Source organism: Rhodococcus sp. JS3073 (genome assembly GCF_026810085.1).
Taxonomy (GTDB): Bacteria; Actinomycetota; Actinomycetes; order Mycobacteriales; family Mycobacteriaceae; genus Rhodococcus_F; species Rhodococcus_F wratislaviensis.
In genome coordinates, this window is record NZ_CP113951.1 from 6,809,981 (window position 1) to 6,828,827 (window position 18,847).

General features: G+C 67.5%; 19 protein-coding genes and 1 tRNA gene. 12 read left to right on the plus strand and 8 right to left on the minus strand.

Annotation, left to right across the window (positions count from 1 at the left end):
- The first annotated feature begins 92 nt into the window (after positions 1-92).
- Genes OYT95_RS30935 through OYT95_RS30955 form a run of 5 tightly spaced genes read left to right on the plus strand, consistent with a single transcriptional unit; the run spans position 93 to position 5,541 of the window.
- Positions 93-1,595 carry a CoA-acylating methylmalonate-semialdehyde dehydrogenase gene (locus tag OYT95_RS30935; RefSeq protein WP_268789962.1) on the plus strand — a complete coding sequence of 501 codons (1,503 nt, stop codon included), beginning with the start codon at positions 93-95 and terminating at the stop codon, positions 1,593-1,595.
- Between the two features lie 10 nt (positions 1,596-1,605).
- Positions 1,606-2,769, plus strand: a complete 1,164-nt coding sequence (locus OYT95_RS30940; protein WP_268789963.1) for an isobutyryl-CoA dehydrogenase — start codon at positions 1,606-1,608, stop codon at positions 2,767-2,769.
- Positions 2,766-3,836, plus strand: a complete 1,071-nt coding sequence (locus tag OYT95_RS30945; protein WP_268789964.1) for an enoyl-CoA hydratase/isomerase family protein — start codon at positions 2,766-2,768, stop codon at positions 3,834-3,836. Before OYT95_RS30940 ends, OYT95_RS30945 begins: the two co-directional genes overlap by 4 nt.
- A 32-nt stretch (positions 3,837-3,868) precedes the next feature.
- Positions 3,869-4,768: a 3-hydroxyisobutyrate dehydrogenase gene (mmsB, locus tag OYT95_RS30950; RefSeq protein WP_268789965.1), complete on the plus strand. Its 900-nt coding sequence runs from the start codon at positions 3,869-3,871 to the stop codon at positions 4,766-4,768.
- Complete coding sequence (locus OYT95_RS30955) at positions 4,765-5,541, plus strand: enoyl-CoA hydratase (RefSeq protein WP_268789966.1); 777 nt, start codon at positions 4,765-4,767, stop codon at positions 5,539-5,541. The genes mmsB and OYT95_RS30955 overlap by 4 nt, the downstream gene beginning before the upstream one ends.
- Positions 5,542-5,598: 57 nt before the next feature.
- Here the strand turns inward: OYT95_RS30955 and OYT95_RS30960 are convergent, their stop codons facing one another.
- On the minus strand, positions 5,599-6,132 hold the full coding sequence (locus OYT95_RS30960) for a MarR family winged helix-turn-helix transcriptional regulator (protein WP_268789967.1): 534 nt from the start codon (positions 6,130-6,132) through the stop codon (positions 5,599-5,601).
- Positions 6,133-6,186: 54 nt separating this feature from the next.
- Entirely contained in the window at positions 6,187-7,437 is a 1,251-nt protein-coding gene (locus OYT95_RS30965; RefSeq protein WP_268789968.1) for a multidrug effflux MFS transporter, read from the minus strand.
- A gap of 94 nt (positions 7,438-7,531) precedes the next feature.
- Between OYT95_RS30965 and OYT95_RS30970 the strand changes: the two genes are divergently transcribed.
- Positions 7,532-7,603 (plus strand) — tRNA-Cys (locus OYT95_RS30970).
- A gap of 47 nt (positions 7,604-7,650) precedes the next feature.
- Here OYT95_RS30970 and OYT95_RS30975 read toward each other — a convergent pair.
- Positions 7,651-8,955 carry an MFS transporter gene (locus OYT95_RS30975; RefSeq protein WP_112298674.1) on the minus strand — a complete coding sequence of 435 codons (1,305 nt, stop codon included), beginning with the start codon at positions 8,953-8,955 and terminating at the stop codon, positions 7,651-7,653.
- 52 nt (positions 8,956-9,007) lie between these two features.
- Complete coding sequence (locus OYT95_RS30980; RefSeq protein WP_268789969.1) at positions 9,008-10,621, minus strand: class I adenylate-forming enzyme family protein; 1,614 nt, start codon at positions 10,619-10,621, stop codon at positions 9,008-9,010.
- Positions 10,622-10,829: 208 nt separating this feature from the next.
- Between OYT95_RS30980 and OYT95_RS30985 the strand changes: the two genes are divergently transcribed.
- Positions 10,830-11,132 carry an ArsR/SmtB family transcription factor gene (locus tag OYT95_RS30985; RefSeq protein ID WP_112298673.1) on the plus strand — a complete coding sequence of 101 codons (303 nt, stop codon included), beginning with the start codon at positions 10,830-10,832 and terminating at the stop codon, positions 11,130-11,132.
- Entirely contained in the window at positions 11,129-11,647 is a 519-nt protein-coding gene (locus OYT95_RS30990) for an SRPBCC domain-containing protein (protein ID WP_112298672.1), read from the plus strand. Before OYT95_RS30985 ends, OYT95_RS30990 begins: the two co-directional genes overlap by 4 nt.
- Positions 11,648-11,735: 88 nt before the next feature.
- Here the strand turns inward: OYT95_RS30990 and OYT95_RS30995 are convergent, their stop codons facing one another.
- Positions 11,736-12,344, minus strand: a complete 609-nt coding sequence (locus OYT95_RS30995) for a TetR/AcrR family transcriptional regulator (RefSeq protein ID WP_037238762.1) — start codon at positions 12,342-12,344, stop codon at positions 11,736-11,738.
- 99 nt (positions 12,345-12,443) lie between these two features.
- Here OYT95_RS30995 and OYT95_RS31000 point away from each other — a divergent pair, with 99 nt between their 5' ends.
- From OYT95_RS31000 to OYT95_RS31010, 3 genes are all read left to right on the plus strand, one after another.
- On the plus strand, positions 12,444-14,231 hold the full coding sequence (locus OYT95_RS31000; RefSeq protein ID WP_037238765.1) for an N-acyl-D-amino-acid deacylase family protein: 1,788 nt from the start codon (positions 12,444-12,446) through the stop codon (positions 14,229-14,231).
- Complete coding sequence (locus tag OYT95_RS31005) at positions 14,228-15,076, plus strand: alpha/beta fold hydrolase (protein ID WP_268789970.1); 849 nt, start codon at positions 14,228-14,230, stop codon at positions 15,074-15,076. Before OYT95_RS31000 ends, OYT95_RS31005 begins: the two co-directional genes overlap by 4 nt.
- 106 nt (positions 15,077-15,182) lie before the next feature.
- Positions 15,183-15,530: a helix-turn-helix domain-containing protein gene (locus OYT95_RS31010; protein ID WP_037238771.1), complete on the plus strand. Its 348-nt coding sequence runs from the start codon at positions 15,183-15,185 to the stop codon at positions 15,528-15,530.
- A gap of 10 nt (positions 15,531-15,540) precedes the next feature.
- Here the strand turns inward: OYT95_RS31010 and OYT95_RS31015 are convergent, their stop codons facing one another.
- The gene (locus OYT95_RS31015) at positions 15,541-16,125 is read right to left on the minus strand and encodes an ATP-dependent Clp protease proteolytic subunit (RefSeq protein WP_005252895.1); all 585 of its coding nucleotides are present in this window, start codon (positions 16,123-16,125) and stop codon (positions 15,541-15,543) included.
- A 4-nt stretch (positions 16,126-16,129) separates the two neighbouring features.
- Positions 16,130-16,738: a ClpP family protease gene (locus OYT95_RS31020; RefSeq protein ID WP_005568279.1), complete on the minus strand. Its 609-nt coding sequence runs from the start codon at positions 16,736-16,738 to the stop codon at positions 16,130-16,132.
- Positions 16,739-17,019: 281 nt separating this feature from the next.
- Between OYT95_RS31020 and OYT95_RS31025 the strand changes: the two genes are divergently transcribed.
- Positions 17,020-17,706 (plus strand): arsenate reductase/protein-tyrosine-phosphatase family protein, encoded by a 687-nt coding sequence (locus OYT95_RS31025; RefSeq protein WP_268789971.1) that lies wholly within the window; start codon positions 17,020-17,022, stop codon positions 17,704-17,706.
- Here OYT95_RS31025 and OYT95_RS31030 read toward each other — a convergent pair.
- Positions 17,690-18,847: a sulfotransferase family protein gene (locus tag OYT95_RS31030; RefSeq protein WP_268789972.1), complete on the minus strand. Its 1,158-nt coding sequence runs from the start codon at positions 18,845-18,847 to the stop codon at positions 17,690-17,692. The genes OYT95_RS31025 and OYT95_RS31030 overlap by 17 nt on opposite strands.

The window sequence follows — 18,847 nt, forward strand, 5'->3', positions numbered from 1 at the left end:
CGTCTGCGTCTGGACATACATGGACATCCAACTATAGGATGGGCTACATATTCGGAACTCCCTCATCATCGAGCAAGAAACGGGTTCGCACAATGGTTCAAGAGCTATCCCACTTCGTCGGCGGCAAGCGCGTCCCCGGTGCCTCCAACAAGTTCGGCGACGTCTACGACCCCAACACCGGCGAGGTGCAGGCGCGTGTGCCGCTCGCCGACAAGGCCGAGACCGAGGCGATCATCGCGAACTCGGTGGATGCTCAGCGGGAATGGGCGCTGTTCAACCCGCAGAAGCGGGCCCGCGTCCTGATGAAGTTCCTCCAGCTCGTGCAGGAGGAGATGGATTCGCTGGCACGCCTCCTGTCGTCCGAGCACGGCAAGACGATCCCCGACGCGAAGGGTGACATCCAGCGCGGCCTCGAGGTCATCGAGTTCGCCCTCGGCGCCCCGCACCTGCTCAAGGGCGAGTACACGGAATCCGCCGGAACCGGCATCGACGTGTACTCGATGCGTCAGCCGCTCGGCGTCGTCGCCGGCATCACGCCCTTCAACTTCCCGGCCATGATCCCGCTGTGGAAGGCCGGTCCCGCGCTGGCCGCCGGAAACGCGTTCATCCTCAAGCCGTCCGAGCGCGACCCGTCCGTGCCGCTGCGGCTGGCCGAGCTGTTCCTCGAGGCCGGTCTGCCCGCAGGCGTGTTCAACGTGGTCAACGGTGACAAGGAAGTGGTGGACGTCCTGCTCACCGACGACCGCGTCAAGGCTGTCGGGTTCGTCGGTTCCACGCCCATCGCGCAGTACATCTACGAGACCGCCGCGGCCCACGGCAAGCGTGCGCAGTGCTTCGGTGGCGCGAAGAACCACGCGATCATCATGCCCGACGCCGACCTCGACGAGGTGGCCGACGCCCTCATCGGCGCAGGGTACGGCTCCGCGGGTGAGCGCTGCATGGCGATCTCCGTCGCGGTCCCGGTGGGCGAGGAGACGGCGGATGCGCTCATCGCCAAGCTGACCGAACGGGTCGGCAAGCTCACCATCGGCCGCAGCGACGACGAGTCCGCCGACTTCGGTCCGCTGGTCAGCAAGGATGCCCTCGAACGGGTGAACAACTACATCCAGATCGGCATCGACGAGGGTGCGGAGGCCGTGATCGACGGCCGCGGCTTCACCCTCGAAGGCCACGAGAACGGCTTCTTCGCCGGCGCGACCCTGTTCGACAAGGTCACCACCGACATGCGCGTCTACAAGGAAGAGATCTTCGGACCCGTCCTGCTGGTCGCCCGCGCCGCGGACTACGAGGAGGCGCTCCGCCTGCCGACCGAGCACGAGTACGGCAACGGCGTCGCGATCTTCACCCGCGACGGCGACACCGCCCGCGACTTCACGAACCGCGTGAACGTCGGCATGGTCGGCGTCAACGTGCCGATCCCCGTGCCGATCGCGTATCACACGTTCGGCGGCTGGAAGCGCTCCGGCTTCGGCGACCTGAACCAGCACGGTCCCGACTCCTTCCGCTTCTACACCAAGACCAAGACCGTGACGCAGCGTTGGCCCTCGGGCAAGAAGGAAGAGACCAACCACTTCGTCATCCCCACCATGAACTGAACGGACCTCCATGTTCACCTTGACCGATGACGAGCGGGCGATCAGCGACACTGCCCGCGACTTCGCGGCCGAGCATCTCGCACCGCACGCCGTGGAATGGGATCAGACCAAGCATTTCCCCGTGGACGTCCTCCGCAAGGCGGCGTCGCTGGGGATGGGCGGGATCTACATCCGTGAGGACGTGGGTGGATCCGAGCTGACTCGCGTCGACGCCGCCCGCATCTTCGAGCAGCTCGCCAAGGGCTGCCCGTCGATCGCCGCCTACATCTCCATCCACAACATGGTCACGTGGATGATCGACAGGTTCGGCGACGACGAGCAGCGTCACGCGTGGGTGCCCGGGCTGTGCTCGATGGATCAGCTCGGCAGCTACTGCCTCACCGAGCCGGGCGCCGGTTCGGATGCGGCGGCGCTGAGCACCAAGGCGGTCCGCGACGGCGACGACTACGTGCTCAACGGGGTCAAGCAGTTCATCTCCGGGGCCGGTACGTCCGATGTCTATGTCGTGATGGCCCGCACCGGGGAGAGCGGTCCGCGGGGGATCTCCGCGTTCATCGTCCCGAAGGGTTCGCCGGGTCTGTCGTTCGGGCCGAACGAGGTGAAGATGGGGTGGAACGCTCAGCCCACCCGTCAGGTGATCTTCGAGGACGTGCGGGTGCCGGCGGCGAACCTGCTCGGCTCCGAGGGTGGTGGCTTCCGGATCGCGATGGCCGGGCTGAACGGTGGCCGGCTCAACATCGCGGCGTGCTCGGTGGGCGGCGCGCAGACCGCGCTGGACAAGGCCGTCGCCTACCTGGCCGACCGCACGGCGTTCGGGTCGCCGCTGATCGAATCGCAGGCGCTGCAGTTCCAGCTCGCCGACATGCGCACCGAACTGGAAGCGGCACGCACGTTGCTGTGGCGGGCGGCGTCGGCGCTGCAGGACGGTGCTCCCGACGTCGTCGAGTTGTGTGCGATGGCGAAGCGGTTCGCGACCGACACCGGTTTCGAGGTCGCCAACCGGGCGCTGCAACTGCACGGGGGTTACGGCTATCTTGCCGAGTACGGAATAGAGAAGATCGTCCGGGACCTGCGCGTCCACCAGATCCTCGAAGGCAGCAACGAGATCATGCGCCTGGTCATCGCCCGCAGCGTCGTCGGGGGAGCCCGGCAGGGAAAGCAAGGAGCGGCATGACTGACGCGGTATCCACCGAACCGGAAGTTCTGATCGACAAGAGCGGCGGTCTGGGCCGCATCGTGCTCAATCGGCCCAAGGCGATCAACGCCCTCAACCATGCGATGGTGCGGCAGATCGCGGCGGCCCTGGCCGAGTGGTCCGGCGACGACGCGGTGCGGGCGGTGGTGATCACCGGGGCCGGGGAGCGGGGCCTGTGCGCCGGCGGCGACATCGTGTCGATCTACCACGACGCCAAGGACGGCGGCACCGGGTCGCGGGAGTTCTGGCGCGAGGAGTACATCCTCAACGCGGCCATCGCGAACTACGGCAAACCGTACGTGGCGATCATGGACGGCATCGTGATGGGCGGCGGGGTCGGGGTGTCGGCGCACGGCAGCGTGCGGATCGTCACCGAACGGTCGATGATCGGGATGCCCGAGACCGGGATCGGGTTCGTCCCCGACGTCGGGGGCACCTACCTGCTCGCCCGCACCCCGGGCGAGCTGGGCACCCACATCGCCCTGACGACGGCACGGCTGAGCGCCGGCGACGCGATCGCCTGCGGGTTCGCCGACCACTTCATCCCGTCGGAGAAGATCGGGCAGTTCCTCGAGACGCTGTCGACCACGACCGTTCAGGATGCGCTCGCACAGTTCACCGAACCGGCACCGGCCTCGGAGTTGCTGGCGCAGCAGGGGTGGATCGACGCCGCGTACTCGGCCGACAGTGTCACCGACATCGTCGTCCGCCTGCGCGGCAGCGGGATCCCCGAGGCGGAGAAGGCGGCCGAGCAGGTGCGCTCGAAGTCGCCGACCGCGTGCGCGGTCACCCTGAAATCGCTGCGCCGCGCCCGGCAGGCCGACAGCCTCGAAGAAGTCCTCGGCGACGAGTTCCGGGTGTCCGTCGCCTGCCTGAGCTCGCCCGACCTCGTCGAAGGCATTCGGGCGCAGGTCGTCGACAAGGACCGCAACCCGCAGTGGTCGCCCGCCACGATCGAGGAGGTCGACGACGCGCAGGTCGACGCGTTCTTCGCACCACTCGGAGACCTCGAACTCGGCCTCACCGCCCCGCAGACGCAGCACTGACCACCAGCCACAAGCGTCCAGGAGGGACTGCTATGAGCACTACCGTCGGATTTCTGGGACTCGGCCACATGGGTGGCCCCATGGCGGCCAATCTGGTCAAGGCGGGGCACACGGTGGTCGGCTTCGACCTCGCGCCCGCCGCACTCGAACAGGCAGTGAAAGACGGTGTCACCGTCGCTGATTCGGCCGTCGAGGCCGTGCGCGAGGTGGACGTCGTGATCACGATGCTGCCGAGCGGCAAGCACGTTCTCGGGCTCTACGCGGAGATCCTGCCCGCCGCGAAGTCCGGAACCCTGTTCATCGATTCATCCACCATCGACGTCGCGGACGCCCGGGCGGCGCACGACGAGGCCGTCGAGGCGGGTCACCGTTCGGTGGACGCACCCGTTTCCGGTGGCGTCGTCGGCGCGACCGCGGGAACGCTCGCGTTCATGGTCGGCGGCACCGCGGACGACTTCGAGTCGGCGAAGCCGCTGCTCGACGTGATGGGCAAGAAGGTCGTCCACTGCGGCGACCCGGGCAACGGTCAGGCCGCGAAGATCTGCAACAACATGATTCTGGGCGTGTCGATGATCGCCATCAGCGAGGCGTTCGTCCTCGGCGAGAAGCTGGGCCTGAGCAACCAGGCACTGTTCGACGTCGCGTCCAACGCGTCGGGTCAGTGCTGGGCGCTCACCACCAACTGTCCTGTGCCCGGACCGGTTCCGACGAGCCCGGCCAACAACGACTACCAGCCGGGCTTCGCGGCCGCGCTGATGGACAAGGATCTCGGTCTCGCCGCGAACGCGCTGAAGACAAACGGCGTCGAGGCGGACCTCGGGTTGCGCGCTGCCGAACTGTACAGCCGGTTCCACGCCGCCGGTGGTGGTGGCCAGGACTTCTCGGCCATCATCAACGACATCCGTGAACGTTCTACCGAGGGAGACCAGTGACCGACTTCGAGACCATCCTGCTCGAGCGCAAGGGCCGGGTGGGGATCATCACCCTCCACCGTCCGAAAGCGCTCAACGCACTGAACTCCGAACTGATGCGCGAGGTCGTGTCGGCGGTGGAGGAGTTGGAGAAGGATTCGGAGATCGGTGCCATTCTGATCACCGGTTCCGACCGGGCATTCGCGGCGGGCGCCGACATCAAGGAGATGCAGCCCAAGTCGTACATGGACGTCTACCTCGACGACTTCTTCGCCGCATGGGACCGGCTCGCCGCGGCCCGCAAGCCGACAATCGCTGCCGTCGCCGGGTACGCACTCGGCGGCGGATGCGAGCTGGCGATGCTCTGCGACATCCTCATCGCCGCCGACACCGCGAAGTTCGGGCAGCCGGAGATCAAGCTCGGTGTCATCCCCGGCATCGGCGGTTCGCAGCGACTGACGCGCGCAGTGGGCAAGGCCAAGGCCATGGAACTGTGCCTGACCGGCCGGAACATGGACGCCGAGGAGGCCGAGCGTGCCGGGCTGGTGTCGCGGATCGTGCCTGCCGCGGATCTCCTGGACGAGGCGCTGCAGACGGCGACCACCATCGCCGAGATGTCCCTTCCGGTCGCGATGATGGCGAAGGAAGCAGTGAACCGTTCGTTCGAGACCACGCTCACCGAGGGCGTCCGGTTCGAGCGTCGGGTGTTCCATTCGACGTTCGCCACCGAGGATCAGAAGGAAGGGATGGCGGCGTTCGTCGAGAAGCGTGCGCCCGTCTTCAAGCACCGCTAGAGATACTGAAAACGGCTGTCGCCCCGCACCGGGATCCGGTGCGGGGCGACAGCCGTCTCACCACTTGGTGGGGGCGTCTCCGGTGTCGAAATCGCCTGCCTCGCGGCGCAGTTCGGCGAGGATCGTGACCAATTGTTCCAGCTTGTCGCCGGACACCCCGGGGCTCGAGAACACCTGGGCGTTGAGTCGCTCGGTGGACTCGACAGCCAGTTTCCTTCCCGCATCGGTGATTTCGATCAGTGTCGCGCGGCGATCGCTCGGATGCGGTACGCGCCGCACGAGATTCGCCGTCTCGAGCCGGTCGACGGCGTTGGTGACGCTCGTCGGGTGAACCTGAAGGCGCGCGCTGGCCTTCACCATCGGGAGCGCGCCCGTGCGCGTGAACGTCAGCAACGTCAGCAATTCGTATCGGGCGAACGTGAGCCCTGACGGCTTGAGCACCTCTTCGACCCGGGCCATCATGATCTGCTGTGCCCGCATCACCGAGGTCACCGCGGCCATGCCGTCGGCGACATCGCCCCAGCCGTGCTTCGTCCACTGCCGGTGGGCCTCTTCGATGGGGTCGAGATGAAGTGGTGACGGTGGTGGCATGCGTCGATCATCCCATGACGGGTGATGGGCCGCGAAAGTCTGCCGAGCGTGTCGTCAGTGCGCGTCCGCCTTCGCGGCGGCCGCCAACGCCACCAACCCGAGTCCCGCGCATGCCGTCATCGTGACCGCGAGTGCGACGCCGGTGTTGCCGAGCACGCCGACCAGGGGAGCGATCAGTGCGCCGACACCGAATTGCAGAGCGCCGAGCAGCGCGGCGGCCGTGCCTGCCGCCTCCCCGTGCCGTCCGAGCGCGAGCGCCGGGGCGTTGGGCAGGACGAAGCCCACGCCGGCGAGGAGGAACCACAGCGGAACGACGAACCCGACGAGCCCGCCGAACTCGAAGTGGGCGGTGGTGATCAGTGCCAGGCCGGCCACCGTCGCGAAGGCGAGGGCCGACACCGTGATCTGCAACGGTGACCAGCGTGCGAGGGCGCGGACGTTGAGTTGCGAGGCGCCGATCAGAGCGATCGCGCCGGAGCTGAACAGCAGCGCGAACTGCTGCTCGTCCAGGCCGTACTGGTCCTGGAAGACGAACGACGCTCCCGAGACGTACGAGAACAACGATCCCATCGCCACACTCGACACGAGGGCGAGCACCATGAACGCGCGGTCGCCCAGCAGGCTCTTGTACGTGCCCAGCACGGCGCGCAGATTGCTCTTGCGCCGCCGCTCCGGCGGCAGCGTCTCCGTCAGACCCCACACGCCGATCAACGCCGTCAGTATGCCGATCACGGCGAGGACGACGAAGATCCCGCGCCAGTCGACGGCGATGAGGAGCGCCCCGCCGATACTCGGGGCGAGGACGGGTGCGACACCGAGCACGAGCATCAGTCGCGACATCACGACGGCGACCGTGTTCCCCGCGAACAGGTCGCGCACGACGGCGAGCGCGACCACCGCTGCGGCGGCGGCCCCGATGCCCTGGAAGACGCGGAGCACACCCAGCACCGCCACGGTCGGCGCGAACACCGCGAGCACCGAAGCGGCGACGTGGACACCGATACCGGCGATGAGGGGTCGCCTGCGCCCGAGGCTGTCCGAGAGCGGTCCGACGATCAACTGCCCCAGCGCGAGGCCGAGCAGAGTGCCGGTGATGGTCAGCTGGACCGCGGACGAGGATGCGCCGAGGTCGGTTCCGATGTCCGGAAGCGCGGGCAGGTACATGTCGATGGTGAAGGGGCCGAGGGCCACCATCGCGCCGAGTACGAGGATTACCCGAAGGCTGGGACGGGTGGTTGTCCGGTCGCCGGTCGGCGCGGTGCGTTCTTCGGTATCGGTCACGAAGCAACACAGCAACGAGGGCACGTGGTTTGTTCCCGCCCCGGCGTGTCGGTTTCAGAATCACCGTGAGCGCAACCCTCGCGCCCGGGGCACCGGCCGGGGCACAGTAATCATCGATGCGGGTGTGACTGAGTGGTTGAGGTACCGGCCTGCAAAGCCGTTCACACGGGTTCGAATCCCGTCACTCGCTCGACGAGAACCGGCAGGTGATGCACCTGCCGGTTCTCTTTCGCGTGTTCACACGTCTTCGAGGCGAATGCCCTTGGTCTCCTTCATGAACAGGCATGCGACACCGGTGAGGACGGCCAGCACCATGATGTAGACGCCGAACACCCAGCCGAGGTCGAGTCCGAGGAGAAGCTGGTTCAGATACGGGGCGGTGCCACCGAACACCGCGACGGAGAACGAGTACGCGAATCCGATCGCCTGGGTGCGTAGTCGCGTCGGGAAGCTCTCCGACAGTGTGGACGACAGAATCGACGCCGGGACCGCGACGATCAGCAGCGCGGCGGTGGTGGCGACGAGCAGGGTCCACCCGTCGGACGTGATCATCATCGTGAGCGGCAACTGCAGGACGAACATCAGAACCGCGAAGGCACCCAGCATGGGCCGCCGGCCGATCTTGTCGGAGAGCAACCCGAGGAATGGCAGCGAGACCAGAGCGATCAGCTGAGCGATCACCAGCATCCAATACGCGGTGTCGGGATTCATACCCTGCTGGGTGATCGCGTACGTGGAGATGTACGAGGTCCACGTGTAGTGCGCGGCCGTGATGCCCGAGGTCATCCCGATCATCAGGAGGATCGCCCGGACGACGGCGCGCCGGGGGATGCTCGGCTGATCGTCCTCCTTCTGCGCGGCGTCGAAGACGTCGCTCTCCTCCATGCTGCGGCGCAGGTACAGGGCGAACAGTGCCAGGAGCGCGCCGATGAGGAACGGGATACGCCAACCCCATTGACCGACCGCGGTGTCGGACAGAGAGGAGGTGACGACGCCGCCGACGGTGTAGGCCAGCACCGAACCGCCGAAGATCGCGATGAACGCGACGCTGCCCCACATGCCGCGCCGGTGCGGCGGCGCGATCTCACCGACGTAGGAATACGCGGTCGCGGACTCGCCGCCGTGCGCGAAGCCCTGCATCACGCGTGCCGCGAGCAGGATCAGGGACGCCCACGCGCCGATCGCCGAGTAGGTGGGCATCACTCCGATGATCAGGCTGCCGGTGGCCATCATCAGCATGGTCGTGACGAGGACGAACTTGCGTCCGCGCTTGTCGGCGATCCGGCCGAAGATGATCCCGCCGAGCGGGCGCATCAGGAAGCCCACCGCGAACACGGCGAGCGTGGACAGCAGGGCCGAGACCGGGTCCGAGTTGCTGAACATCGCCGCCGCGATGAACGGGGCGAACACCGCATACGCGCTCCACTCGTACCACTCGAGGACGTTGCCGACCGAACTGGCGAGGAGCGATTTCTTGCGGGAGGCGAGGGTGGTGCCGGAATTTGTGTCAGGCTGCGCCTGGCGAGTGAGGTCGACGTTCACGTGCAGTCACTTTCGTCGGGGTCGCGGAGTCGAAATGTCGAGGGAGGTGCCGTCAACGCAGGTCGCTGCGACGGATCTTGCCCGTCTGCGTCTTCGGGAGGTCGGAGATGATGTGCACCAGCCGCGGCCGCTTGTACGCGGCGAGCCGGTCGCGGGCGAACGCGACGAGTTCGTCCTCGGTGGCGGTCGCACCCTTGCGGAGCGAGACGTAGGCGACCACCGACTCGCCCTGGTAGTCGTCGGGTTGCCCGACGACGGCGGCCTCGTGCACGGCCGGGTGCTCGTAGAGGGTGTCCTCGACCTCACGGGGCCACACCTTGTAGCCGGACACGTTGATCTGATCCTTGAGCCGGTCGACGAGGTACACCCACCCCGCCTCGTCGATGATCGCGACGTCCCCGGTGCGCAGCCGTCCGCCGGGCAGCGTGTCCCGGGAGGCGTCCGGGTTGCGCCAGTAACCCGAAACAACCTGCGGTCCGGCGATTTCCAGTTCGCCTGCGGTGTGGGGCGGAACGGGGTCGCCATTCGGGTCGACGGCCCGGATGTCCACGCGGGGCAGCGGGAGACCGATGGACAGTGAGCCGCTCGACGGGTCGACCGGCGCCCGCAGGCCGGGTGGCACCGCGATCACTCCGGCCGTGGTCTCGGTCATCCCGTACGCGTTGTGGATGTACTTGCCGAACCTGGCTTCGAACTTCTCCACGGTGGCAGGCGGGATGGGCGCGCCGCCCGAGTAGAGGGTCTTGACCGAGGCGAAGTGGTCCGCGTTCACACCCGGCACCTCGGACAGGGCGTTGAACACGGTGATCGAACCGATCGTGTAGGTCACCCGGTGCTCCACGAACGTCTCCAGTGCGACGGCCGCGTTGAACCGATTCGCGAAGACGAGCACACAGTCCCGGACGAGGGCCACACCGGCATTGAGCACGGCCCCGGTGATGTGGAACAGGGGAGCGACAGCGAACACGACGTCCCCGTCGACGACGCCGGCGCAGTAACCGAAGTCGAGTGCGGTGGCCAGCACGTTCGCGTGAGAGTTGAGCGCGCCCTTCGGTGGGCCGGTGGTCCCGGAGGTGTAGGTGAGCAGAGCGAGGTCGCCGCCGCCGAGTTGGACGAGGGGAGGCCGCCTGCCGCGAAAGCGCGTGAGCAGTTCGACGAGGTCGCCGTCGGCTGCCGGCGCGGCGCGCGTGGTGGACTCGAACACCCGCGGATCGTTGCGGGTCTGGAAGTCGAGGGCACTGGTGCTGATCGAGAATCGCACGCTGCTGCCGCGCAGGGTCTCGGCCGTGGCCGCGGCGCTCACGTCTTCGCAGATGATGCCGATCGGTTCGGCATCGTCGACGAGGCGGCGGAGTTCGTTTCCGCGGTACATCGGATTGAGCACCAGCGCCGCTGCGCCGATCTTCCACAGCGCCAGCAGAGCGAGGGCGTACTGCGGCACATTCTGCAGGTAGATGCCCACCCGGTCACCGCGCCCGACACCCCACTCGTCCAGCGCGACGGCGAGGGCGTCCGACAGGTCGTCGAGCTCGCGTGCCGTGAGGGCGCCATCGAAATAGGCCACGGCGGGGTGATCGGGATGCGTCTGCACTCGCGACCGCCACGCGTCGAGGGTGGTCGCGACGGGTGGCTCCTGGATTCCGTCGTTGGTGAACGTCGACGACACCGCATGTCCCCTTTCTCCGGCTCCGGTCCGAACGGGATGTCCGAATTCGAGAGGCCGACCGATCACTCGCTCGGTCGGTGTGGGCAAGTGTTGTGTGTCACACGAGGCGTGTCAAGTCGGTGCCTTCTCCCGGCGTCCGGAGGGCTGCTACTTCCGTCGCGACCGCGTGGCGGTTGCGGCTCATATTTCCGTCTGGCAATATGAAGATATGAGCGCCTACGCCGCCCTGGCCGAGCCGCACCGCAGACAGATTCTCGACCTGCTGCGTGAGGGTGAGCGGCCCGCCGGAGAACTGGTGGAGCGCATCGCGCTCAGTCAGCCCGGCGTGTCCAAGCACCTCAAGGTGTTGCGCGAGGCCGGGCTCGTCGTGGTACGCGCGGATGGCAAGCAACGCCTGTACGCGCTGCGCCCAGAACCCCTCGCCGAGGTCGACCAGTGGCTGGAGCCGTATCGCGCGTACTGGTCGAGGCACCTCGACGCCCTCGAACGACACCTAGAGGAGAACCCATGACCGACGGAACCATGGAGACGATCGACGGTCGCCCGGCGCTGCGCTTCGAGCGCACGCTCGCCCACTCGGTCGAGCGCGTGTGGCGGGCGGTCAGCGTGCCGGCAGAGCTCGAGCGCTGGTTTCCCGCCGCCGCCGAGTGGACACCGGCGACAGGGGAGACCTTCGAGGCCTACGGCGCGACCGGCGAAGTGACCGAGGTCGATGCGCCCCATCGGCTGGCGTGGACCTTCGGCGGTGAGCGGTACAGCTTCGATCTGGCCGCTGAGGGAGACGGGTGCCGGTTGATCTTCATCCATGTCTTCGGCGACCGTGCGACCGCAGCGCAGACCGCGGCCGGCTGGGAGACCTACTTCGCGCGGCTCGAGCCTCATCTCGCCGGCGGGTTCCTCTCCGAGGCGGAGGCGCACGGGTCGTGGGACCGGTGGGAGGAACTTCACGAGCGCTACGCCGAGCGCTTCGGCGTCGACCCGACGCCGGGTCGACGCTTCCTGGAGGCTCAGCGCGCCGGCCAATGACATCCCGTAGGCCCGGGGGGCACCGACGAGCGCCGAATTCCTCGTTCGCGACGCGGTAGTGGAGGTAGGCGACGCTGCCGGGTCCGGATCAGGGTGTCATGTCGAGTGCGTCGACGTCGACGCCTGCGGCCGGAAGCAGGTGATAGAAAGCGCGTTCGCAGAGGTCGATCATGTCCGTGCGGTCCATGGTCGGCTCGTCGAGCCACGACAGCACGATCTCTTCCATGAACGCCTGCCAGCCCGAGATCGCGGCCTCGAGCGCGGGTGTCGTCGGCACCCCGGATTCGGCGAGCGACGCACCTATCCAGCGGGTGAACGTCCTCCGCATGCCGCGGTAGATCTGCCGCATCCGCTCGTCGCCGCTACCGGCCATCCGCATGACCGCCAGGTAGATGGTGGGGTGCTCGATCACCGCGTCCGCGAACGTCTCGACTCCGGCTCGGAGCTGTCCCGACACGGGGAGTGTCGCGTCGGGTGTCATCCGGCGTTGCAGTTCGGACGCCGAGGCCTCGAGGACGGCGTTGCGAAAACCCTGCTTGTTCTTGAAGTAGTGGAACAGCAGGGGCGGGGAGACGCCCGCCTCGGCCGCCACCTGGTCCATCGACAGGTCGTCGAACGGCACCGTTTCGAGCAGATGGACGGCCACGTCGAGGATCTGCGCGCGCCGATCTTCGGGAGAGCGGGGTGCGGCGGCCACCCCTGCACTCTATTGAGGAACCCTCGAACCGTCCATTGACTTTTACTCAACGGGATACGTAACCTCGGGTTACACATACCGAGTGTGAGGAGCGCAACAATGTCGGATTTCGATGTCGTCGTCAATGATGGGCTGTGGTTCGACGGAACCGGATCCGCGCCCCGGCGGCGCAATCTCGGCATCCGCGACGGCGTCGTCGTCCGCGCATCGATCCGCCCGCTGCCCGTCGGACCCGACACCGAGATCATCGATGCGGCAGGCAAATGGGTGGTCCCCGGGTTCGTGGACGTGCACACCCACTACGACGCCGAGGTGCTCGTCAGCCCCGGACTGCCGGAGTCGGTGCGACACGGCGTGACCACCGTCGTCCTCGGAAACTGCTCCCTGTCCACCGTGTACTCGACGCCGCGCGAGTGCGCCGACCTGTTCAGCCGGGTCGAGGCCGTGCCACACGACTCCGTGCTCAGGATCCTGGAGGAGAACAAGATCTGGCAGAGCCCGGCGGAGTATGTCGAGGCACTCGAGTCGCTTCCGCTCGGCCCCAACATCGCCGGTTTCATCGGACACTCCGACATCCGCACCCACGTGCTCGGCCTCGGCCGGGGCACCGACAAGCGGACCAAGCCGAGTGCTCGCGAACTCGAGCGGATGGGCGCGCTGCTCACCGAGGCCGTGGACGCCGGCTTCCTCGGACTGTCCTCGATGACCAATGCGCTCGACAAGATCGACGGCGACCAATACCGTTCGCGCTCATTGCCGTCCACGTATGCGCGGTGGAAGGAGTTCCGCTTCCTCAACCGCATCCTGCGCGAGCGCGGCAAGATCCTGCAGAGCGCGCCGACGATCAACCTGCACCCCAACATCGCGGGATTCTTCGCGGAGAGTTCGGGTCTGGGACGACGCAAACCCCTCAAGACGTCGCTGCTGTCGGCCGCGGACTCGAAGGCCTACCCGCCGATCGTGTACTTCATGCTCGCCGCTGCGCCACTGCTGAATCGCTTCGCCAAGACCGACTTCAAGTGGCAGCACCTCCCGGTGCCGTTCACCGTCTACGCGGACGGAATCGACCTCGTGGTGTTCGAGGAGTTCGGTGCCGGCGCGGCGGCACTGCATCTCAAGGACCAGGTGGAGCGAAACGCCCTGCTGCAGGACGAGTCCTACCGACGTCGGTTCCGCAAGGACTACGACAACAAGTTCAGCCCCCGCATCTGGCACCGCAACTTCTACGACGCGGTGATCGTCGGGTGCCCCGACGAGACGCTGATCGGCAAGACGTTCGGCGCGGTGGGCGACCTGCGTGGCGTGCACCCGGTCGACGCGTACCTCGATCTCGTCGTGAAGTACGGCACCGACCTGCGGTGGCGGACCACCATCGCCAACCATCGTCCCAAGTTCGCGAAGAAGCTCGCGGCCAGCTCCGGCGTGCAGATGGGATTCGGCGACGCGGGTGCGCACCTGCGCAACATGGCGTTCTACAACTATCCGATCCGGTTGCTGAAGAAGGTCAACGACGCGCAATCCGACCGCAAGCCGTTCCTGTCCGTCGAGCGTGCCGTTCACCGGCTGACGGGAGAGCTGGCCGACTGGTACGGCCTCGACGCCGGACACCTGCGTGTAGGGGACCGCGCCGATCTCGTCGTCATCGATCCGGCGGGCCTCGACGCCACCGTGGACGGATTGTTCGAGGCCGAGGTCCCTGAATACGGCGGTCTGCGCCGGATGGTGAACCGCAGCGACGGCGCGGCGGTCGCGACGGTGATCAACGGCAGACTCGTGTATCGCGACGGAGAGTTCACCGGCGGGATCGGCGTCACCAAGACGGGACGGTTCCTCCGCGCCGGTGCGTCGGCCGCAGACCGCAGCGAGCGTGAGACGGCCGTCCGATGAGCGGCACGGAGCGGATCGGCACGTTCACCCGTGACGGGCTCGTGTTCGACGTCCGCGACGAGGGTCCGATCGACGGCACACCGGTAGTGCTGTTGCACGGATTTCCGCAGGACTCGCGGTCGTGGGACGCACTGGCGCCGTTGCTGCACCGGCGGGGTTTCCGCACCCTCGCGCCGGACCAGCGCGGCTATTCGGCCGGGGCCCGGCCCCGCGCCCGCTGGGCGTACCGCACGTCGGAACTGGTCGCAGACGTCGTCGCGCTCATCGACCAGGCAGGTCTCGGCCCGGCGCATGTCGTCGGGCACGACTGGGGCGCGGCGGTGGCCTGGGGTATCGCGGCGGAACGGCCCGACCGGGTCCGCACGCTCACGGCACTGTCGGTTCCGCACCCTGCGGCATTCGTGCGGGCGATGGTCACCAGTCGCCAGATCCTGAAGTCCTGGTACATGTTCGCGTTCCAGCTGCCGTGGATTCCGGAGCGGGTGATCGCCTCGGACCGTTTCGGCTACCGCGCCCTGCGCGCCAGCGGTCAGTCCGCGGGCGAGGCGAAGCGCGACCTGGAGTCCATGCGCGACCGGACGCGGGCTCGGGGCGCCCTGAACTGGTATCGGGCCATGCCGTTCACCGCACCCCGATCGGCCTCCCGGAAGGTTCGGGTGCCCACGCTCCTCGTGTGGAGCGATGGCGACACGGCGATCGGTCCGGTGGGGCCGGCGCTGACCTCGCGATTCGTCGACGGCCCGTACACCTACGAGGTGCTCCACGGCGTGAGCCACTGGATCCCGGACGAGGCGGCCGTGCGCGTCGACGAACTACTCGGCAACCACCTGCTCGATCAGTCGTGACGCCGATCGGTCCGTCCGTGCACCGTCGCCGGCCGGTACTGATCGGCTGTCCGCTGTCGGTGAACGCCGCGGCGTCAGGGAGCGTCGTCTGGAAGACTCCGGAGGTATGGAAGCTCAGCGCAGACTGACGCTGGTGACGGCCGCTCCCGAGCAATCACGGGAGGAGCCGCTGGTGCGTGAGCTGTACGGGCGAGTGCTCCGCGAGGCGCGCCGGGACCAGGATCGGAGTCTCGAGGACGTCGCGGCCGCCGTCGGCATGTCGAAGCAGTACCTCTCCGAGATCGAACGCGGGAAGAAGGAGCCTTCGTCGGAAATGCTGCGCGCAGTGTGTGGCGCGCTCGGTCTGCCGGTGGAACACCTGCTGTTCCGGTCCGGGCGCCGGCTCGGCGCGGCGAACCGGAACTCGGCGGCCAGGAGCTCGAACCGGCAGGTGCCCACCCTGCTCGCCGCCTAGCGTCCTCCGGTCAGGCCGCGACGAGCGTGTCGGCCAGGCCGTAGTCGATGGCCTCCTCGGCTGTGAAGATGCGATCCCGGTCAGTGTCCCGCCGCAGGCGCTCGACGGTCTGGCCGGTGTGTTTGCTCAGAATCGCCTCGGTCTGCGAACGGACCCTCATGATCTCCGCGGCCTGGAGCGCGAGGTCGGAGATCGTGCCGTTGCCCTGCGTGGACGGCTGGTGCAGCAGTGTCCGGGAATGCGCCAGGACGTGGCGGTGTCCCTTGGTTCCCGCCGCCAGGAGCACGGCGGCGGCGGACGCGGCCTGCCCCATGCAGTACGTGGCGATGGTCGGGCGGAGGAACTGCATCGTGTCGTAGATCGCGAGCATCGCGGTCGTGGAGCCGCCGGGGGAATTGATGTACAGCCCAATTTCCTGATCGGAACTGTCCGCCTGGAGGTGGAGCAGCTGCGCCATCACGACATTGGCGACACCGTCGTCGATCTCGGTGCCCAGGAAGACGATCCGCTCGTTCAGCAGTCGGCTGAAGATGTCGAACGACCGCTCGCCTGCCGGGGTGCGTTCGATGACGTGGGGAATGGTGTATTGGGACATGGCTTCACAATCCAATTCTCGGGGCGGTGGTGTGCGGGGCGATCTCGGCGAACGAGGACACGACGCGGTCGACGATCCCGTAGTCGCGGGCCTCGTCGGCGGTGAACCACCGGTCCCGATCGCTGTCCTCGGCGATCTGCTCGACCGGATGCCCCGTCTCGGCGGCGAGGATCTCCTGCGACTGTCGTTTCATCCGTTCGAGGCTCTCGGCCTGAATGGCGATGTCGACGGCGGTGCCGCCGATGCCCGCCGAGGGCTGATGCATCATGATGCGGCTGTGCGCCAGGCTGATCCGCTTGCCGTGGGTGCCCGAGCACAGCAATACCTGGCCCATGCTCGCGGCGAAACCCATGGCGACGGTCACCACGTCGTTGGGAACGAGCTTCATCGTGTCGTAGATGGCCAGACCGGCGAAGACGGAACCGCCCGGTGAATTGATGTACAGCACGATGTCGCGTTTGGGGTCGGCGGCCGCGAGCAGAACCAGTTCGGAGCAGGCCCGCTCGGCCATGGCGTCGTCCACCTCGCCGGTGAGGAGAATCGTGCGCTGGCGAAACAGTCTGTCCGCCAACAGGTCGCGGTAGTTCAGGTCGGGTAGTGCGGCTGTGGTCATGCCTCCATTACTACCGCCGCGCCGGCACCGTACCGGCAATTGTCTGCTGTGGGCAGACGGCCCCGGGTCCGGAAGGCCCGGACTCGCGGAAAGTGACGCAGATCGCACACGTGGCGGTGCGCGATTCTCACGGGCGTGAGCTGGGCGTTCGTGATTCGAGGTGACCACGAGGAATCCAGGGGATGAACGACTCACCACGGGCAGATGAACGTCGGAAACAGACCGCTCGGACAGTGGAATTGTCCGCGCGCGAGGGCGAAGTCGCTGGTTAGGGTTCCCTCATGCACGTTCTGTTCGTCTGTAGCGGGAACGTCTGCCGCTCACCGATAGCAGAGCGGCTGACACACGCGTACGCGCACGCCCACGACCTGCCGCACCTCACGGCGGAGAGCGCCGGTGTCCGCGCCCTCGTGGGCTTTCCGATCGAGCCCGTCGCCGCCCGCGTCATCGAAGGCCTCGGCGCGAGCGCCGACGGTTTCCGGGCGCGTCGCCTGCTGCCCGAGATGATCAAGCGCGCCGACCTGGTCCTCGCGATGACCGAGCAGATCCGGGACCGTTCGATGGAACTGCTCCTCGGGACGAGCCACTGCACGTTCACGCTTCGCGAGGCCCGCCGGATCGCCACCGACACCGGTGCCCGCACCGTCGCCGAACTCGCCGTCGCCCGGAGGGAGTACGGGGAGATCGACGACGCGAACATCAGCGACCCCGTCGGCCTCGGCGAGGCGGCGTTCACGCAGGTGGGGGATCGGATCGCCGCCGAGCTGATGCCGCTGCTCGACGCGCTCGACCTCGGCAGCGGCACGAAACGGGAACCCGAACCCGAGGCCGAACCCCTACCCGAGGCCGGGCCCGATCCCGAACCGCCGCCGTCCCCGGTCATCCACCTGCCGCTATCGCCCAGGCCGTTGATCGCGGCGCGGGCGGCGTCGTCGATCCTCGACTATCCCGTCAGCTGGTCGCGCTGAACTGGTAGTTGGCGAATCTCTCGTCCACCTGCTCGGCCGTCAGCCCGAATTCCTCGAGGGTGTACTTGTGCGAGGGGCGGCGGTCTCCGCTGCGACTCTCGGCGTGCATCGCCTCCATCGCCGCCTGGGCAGTGGAACCGAGACCGAGCCCGAAGTGCGTGTAGACCCCTTCGACGGTGCCGAGTGGATCGGCCACGAAATCCTGGTAGTCGACGTCGATGAACTGAGCGGGGTCGTGCCGGGCGCGGGCCGCGGTGAACTCCTCGAGCCCCCGGGCCCACAGCTCGAGCTGGCTCTCCCCGATGACGCTGCCCCGGAACTTCTCCGACCACCCTTCCGTCGCCTGCTCCGCCAGGCTGCACACCGACGGGACGATCGTGCGCGGCGGCCGGTGGGTCTGGACGATCAGTGCGTCCGGATAGACGGCGAGCAACTCGTCGAGCGCGAACACGTGGCTCGGGTTCTTCAGCACCCAGCGGCGGTCCCGATCGGGAAGCCCGATCAGCTGCAGGTTCTTCTTGTGCCGCTGGTAGGCGTTGGTCCAGTCCTGGCCTTCGAGCCAGTGGGAGTACGTCGGGAGGGACGCCAGGCACTCGTAGGAGATCGATTTGAACGTCTGCCGCAGCAGTTGCCAGCACTCCTCGACTTCGCTCGCCGACATGTAGTGCACGCCCATGAATTCGGGGCGTTCGATGTGGTGGCGGCTGAAACCCTCCTCGATCTTCTGGAACACGGGATTCGATTCCCACGTCTCGCGCGGCGGCCGGGGCTGAGGCATCTCGGTCAGCCACATCTCGAGGCCCTGATGAGACGGGTCCGCGGTGAGCAGCCGGTGCAGCGCCGTCGTCCCCGTGCGGGGAAGACCGGTGACGAAGATCGGCCGCTCGATCCGCACGTCCGCGTGTTCGGGGTTCTGCTTCCAGGCCGCCTCGCTCAGCAGCCGCGCCACCAGGGCGCCGCGGAGGAACACCCGGGACACCTTGCTGCCGAGCGGGGTCAGCTGCTCGTCGACGTGATACGAGTCCAGCAGGACGCCGAGGGCCTCGGTGTAGTCGTCCACGCCGAAGTCGGTGAGGCCGGTCAGGCGGGTGGCCGAGGCGTGAAGGTCCTCGACCGTGCCGACGGTGGTGCGCTCGCTCAT

Bases quoted from the DNA above. Each gene is read 5' to 3' on its own strand.
- OYT95_RS30935 (WP_268789962.1), top strand. From the start codon at position 93: ATGGTTCAAGAGCTATCCCACTTCGTCGGCGGCAAGCGCGTCCCCGGT.
- OYT95_RS30940 (WP_268789963.1), top strand. From the start codon at position 1,606: ATGTTCACCTTGACCGATGACGAGCGGGCGATCAGCGACACTGCCCGC.
- OYT95_RS30945 (WP_268789964.1), top strand. From the start codon at position 2,766: ATGACTGACGCGGTATCCACCGAACCGGAAGTTCTGATCGACAAGAGC.
- mmsB (WP_268789965.1), top strand. From the start codon at position 3,869: ATGAGCACTACCGTCGGATTTCTGGGACTCGGCCACATGGGTGGCCCC.
- OYT95_RS30960 (WP_268789967.1), bottom strand. From the start codon at position 6,132: ATGCCACCACCGTCACCACTTCATCTCGACCCCATCGAAGAGGCCCAC.
- OYT95_RS30985 (WP_112298673.1), top strand. From the start codon at position 10,830: ATGAGCGCCTACGCCGCCCTGGCCGAGCCGCACCGCAGACAGATTCTC.
- OYT95_RS30990 (WP_112298672.1), top strand. From the start codon at position 11,129: ATGACCGACGGAACCATGGAGACGATCGACGGTCGCCCGGCGCTGCGC.
- OYT95_RS31000 (WP_037238765.1), top strand. From the start codon at position 12,444: ATGTCGGATTTCGATGTCGTCGTCAATGATGGGCTGTGGTTCGACGGA.
- OYT95_RS31005 (WP_268789970.1), top strand. From the start codon at position 14,228: ATGAGCGGCACGGAGCGGATCGGCACGTTCACCCGTGACGGGCTCGTG.
- OYT95_RS31010 (WP_037238771.1), top strand. From the start codon at position 15,183: ATGGAAGCTCAGCGCAGACTGACGCTGGTGACGGCCGCTCCCGAGCAA.
- OYT95_RS31015 (WP_005252895.1), bottom strand. From the start codon at position 16,125: ATGTCCCAATACACCATTCCCCACGTCATCGAACGCACCCCGGCAGGC.
- OYT95_RS31020 (WP_005568279.1), bottom strand. From the start codon at position 16,738: ATGACCACAGCCGCACTACCCGACCTGAACTACCGCGACCTGTTGGCG.
- OYT95_RS31025 (WP_268789971.1), top strand. From the start codon at position 17,020: ATGCACGTTCTGTTCGTCTGTAGCGGGAACGTCTGCCGCTCACCGATA.
- OYT95_RS31030 (WP_268789972.1), bottom strand. From the start codon at position 18,847: ATGAGCGAGCGCACCACCGTCGGCACGGTCGAGGACCTTCACGCCTCG.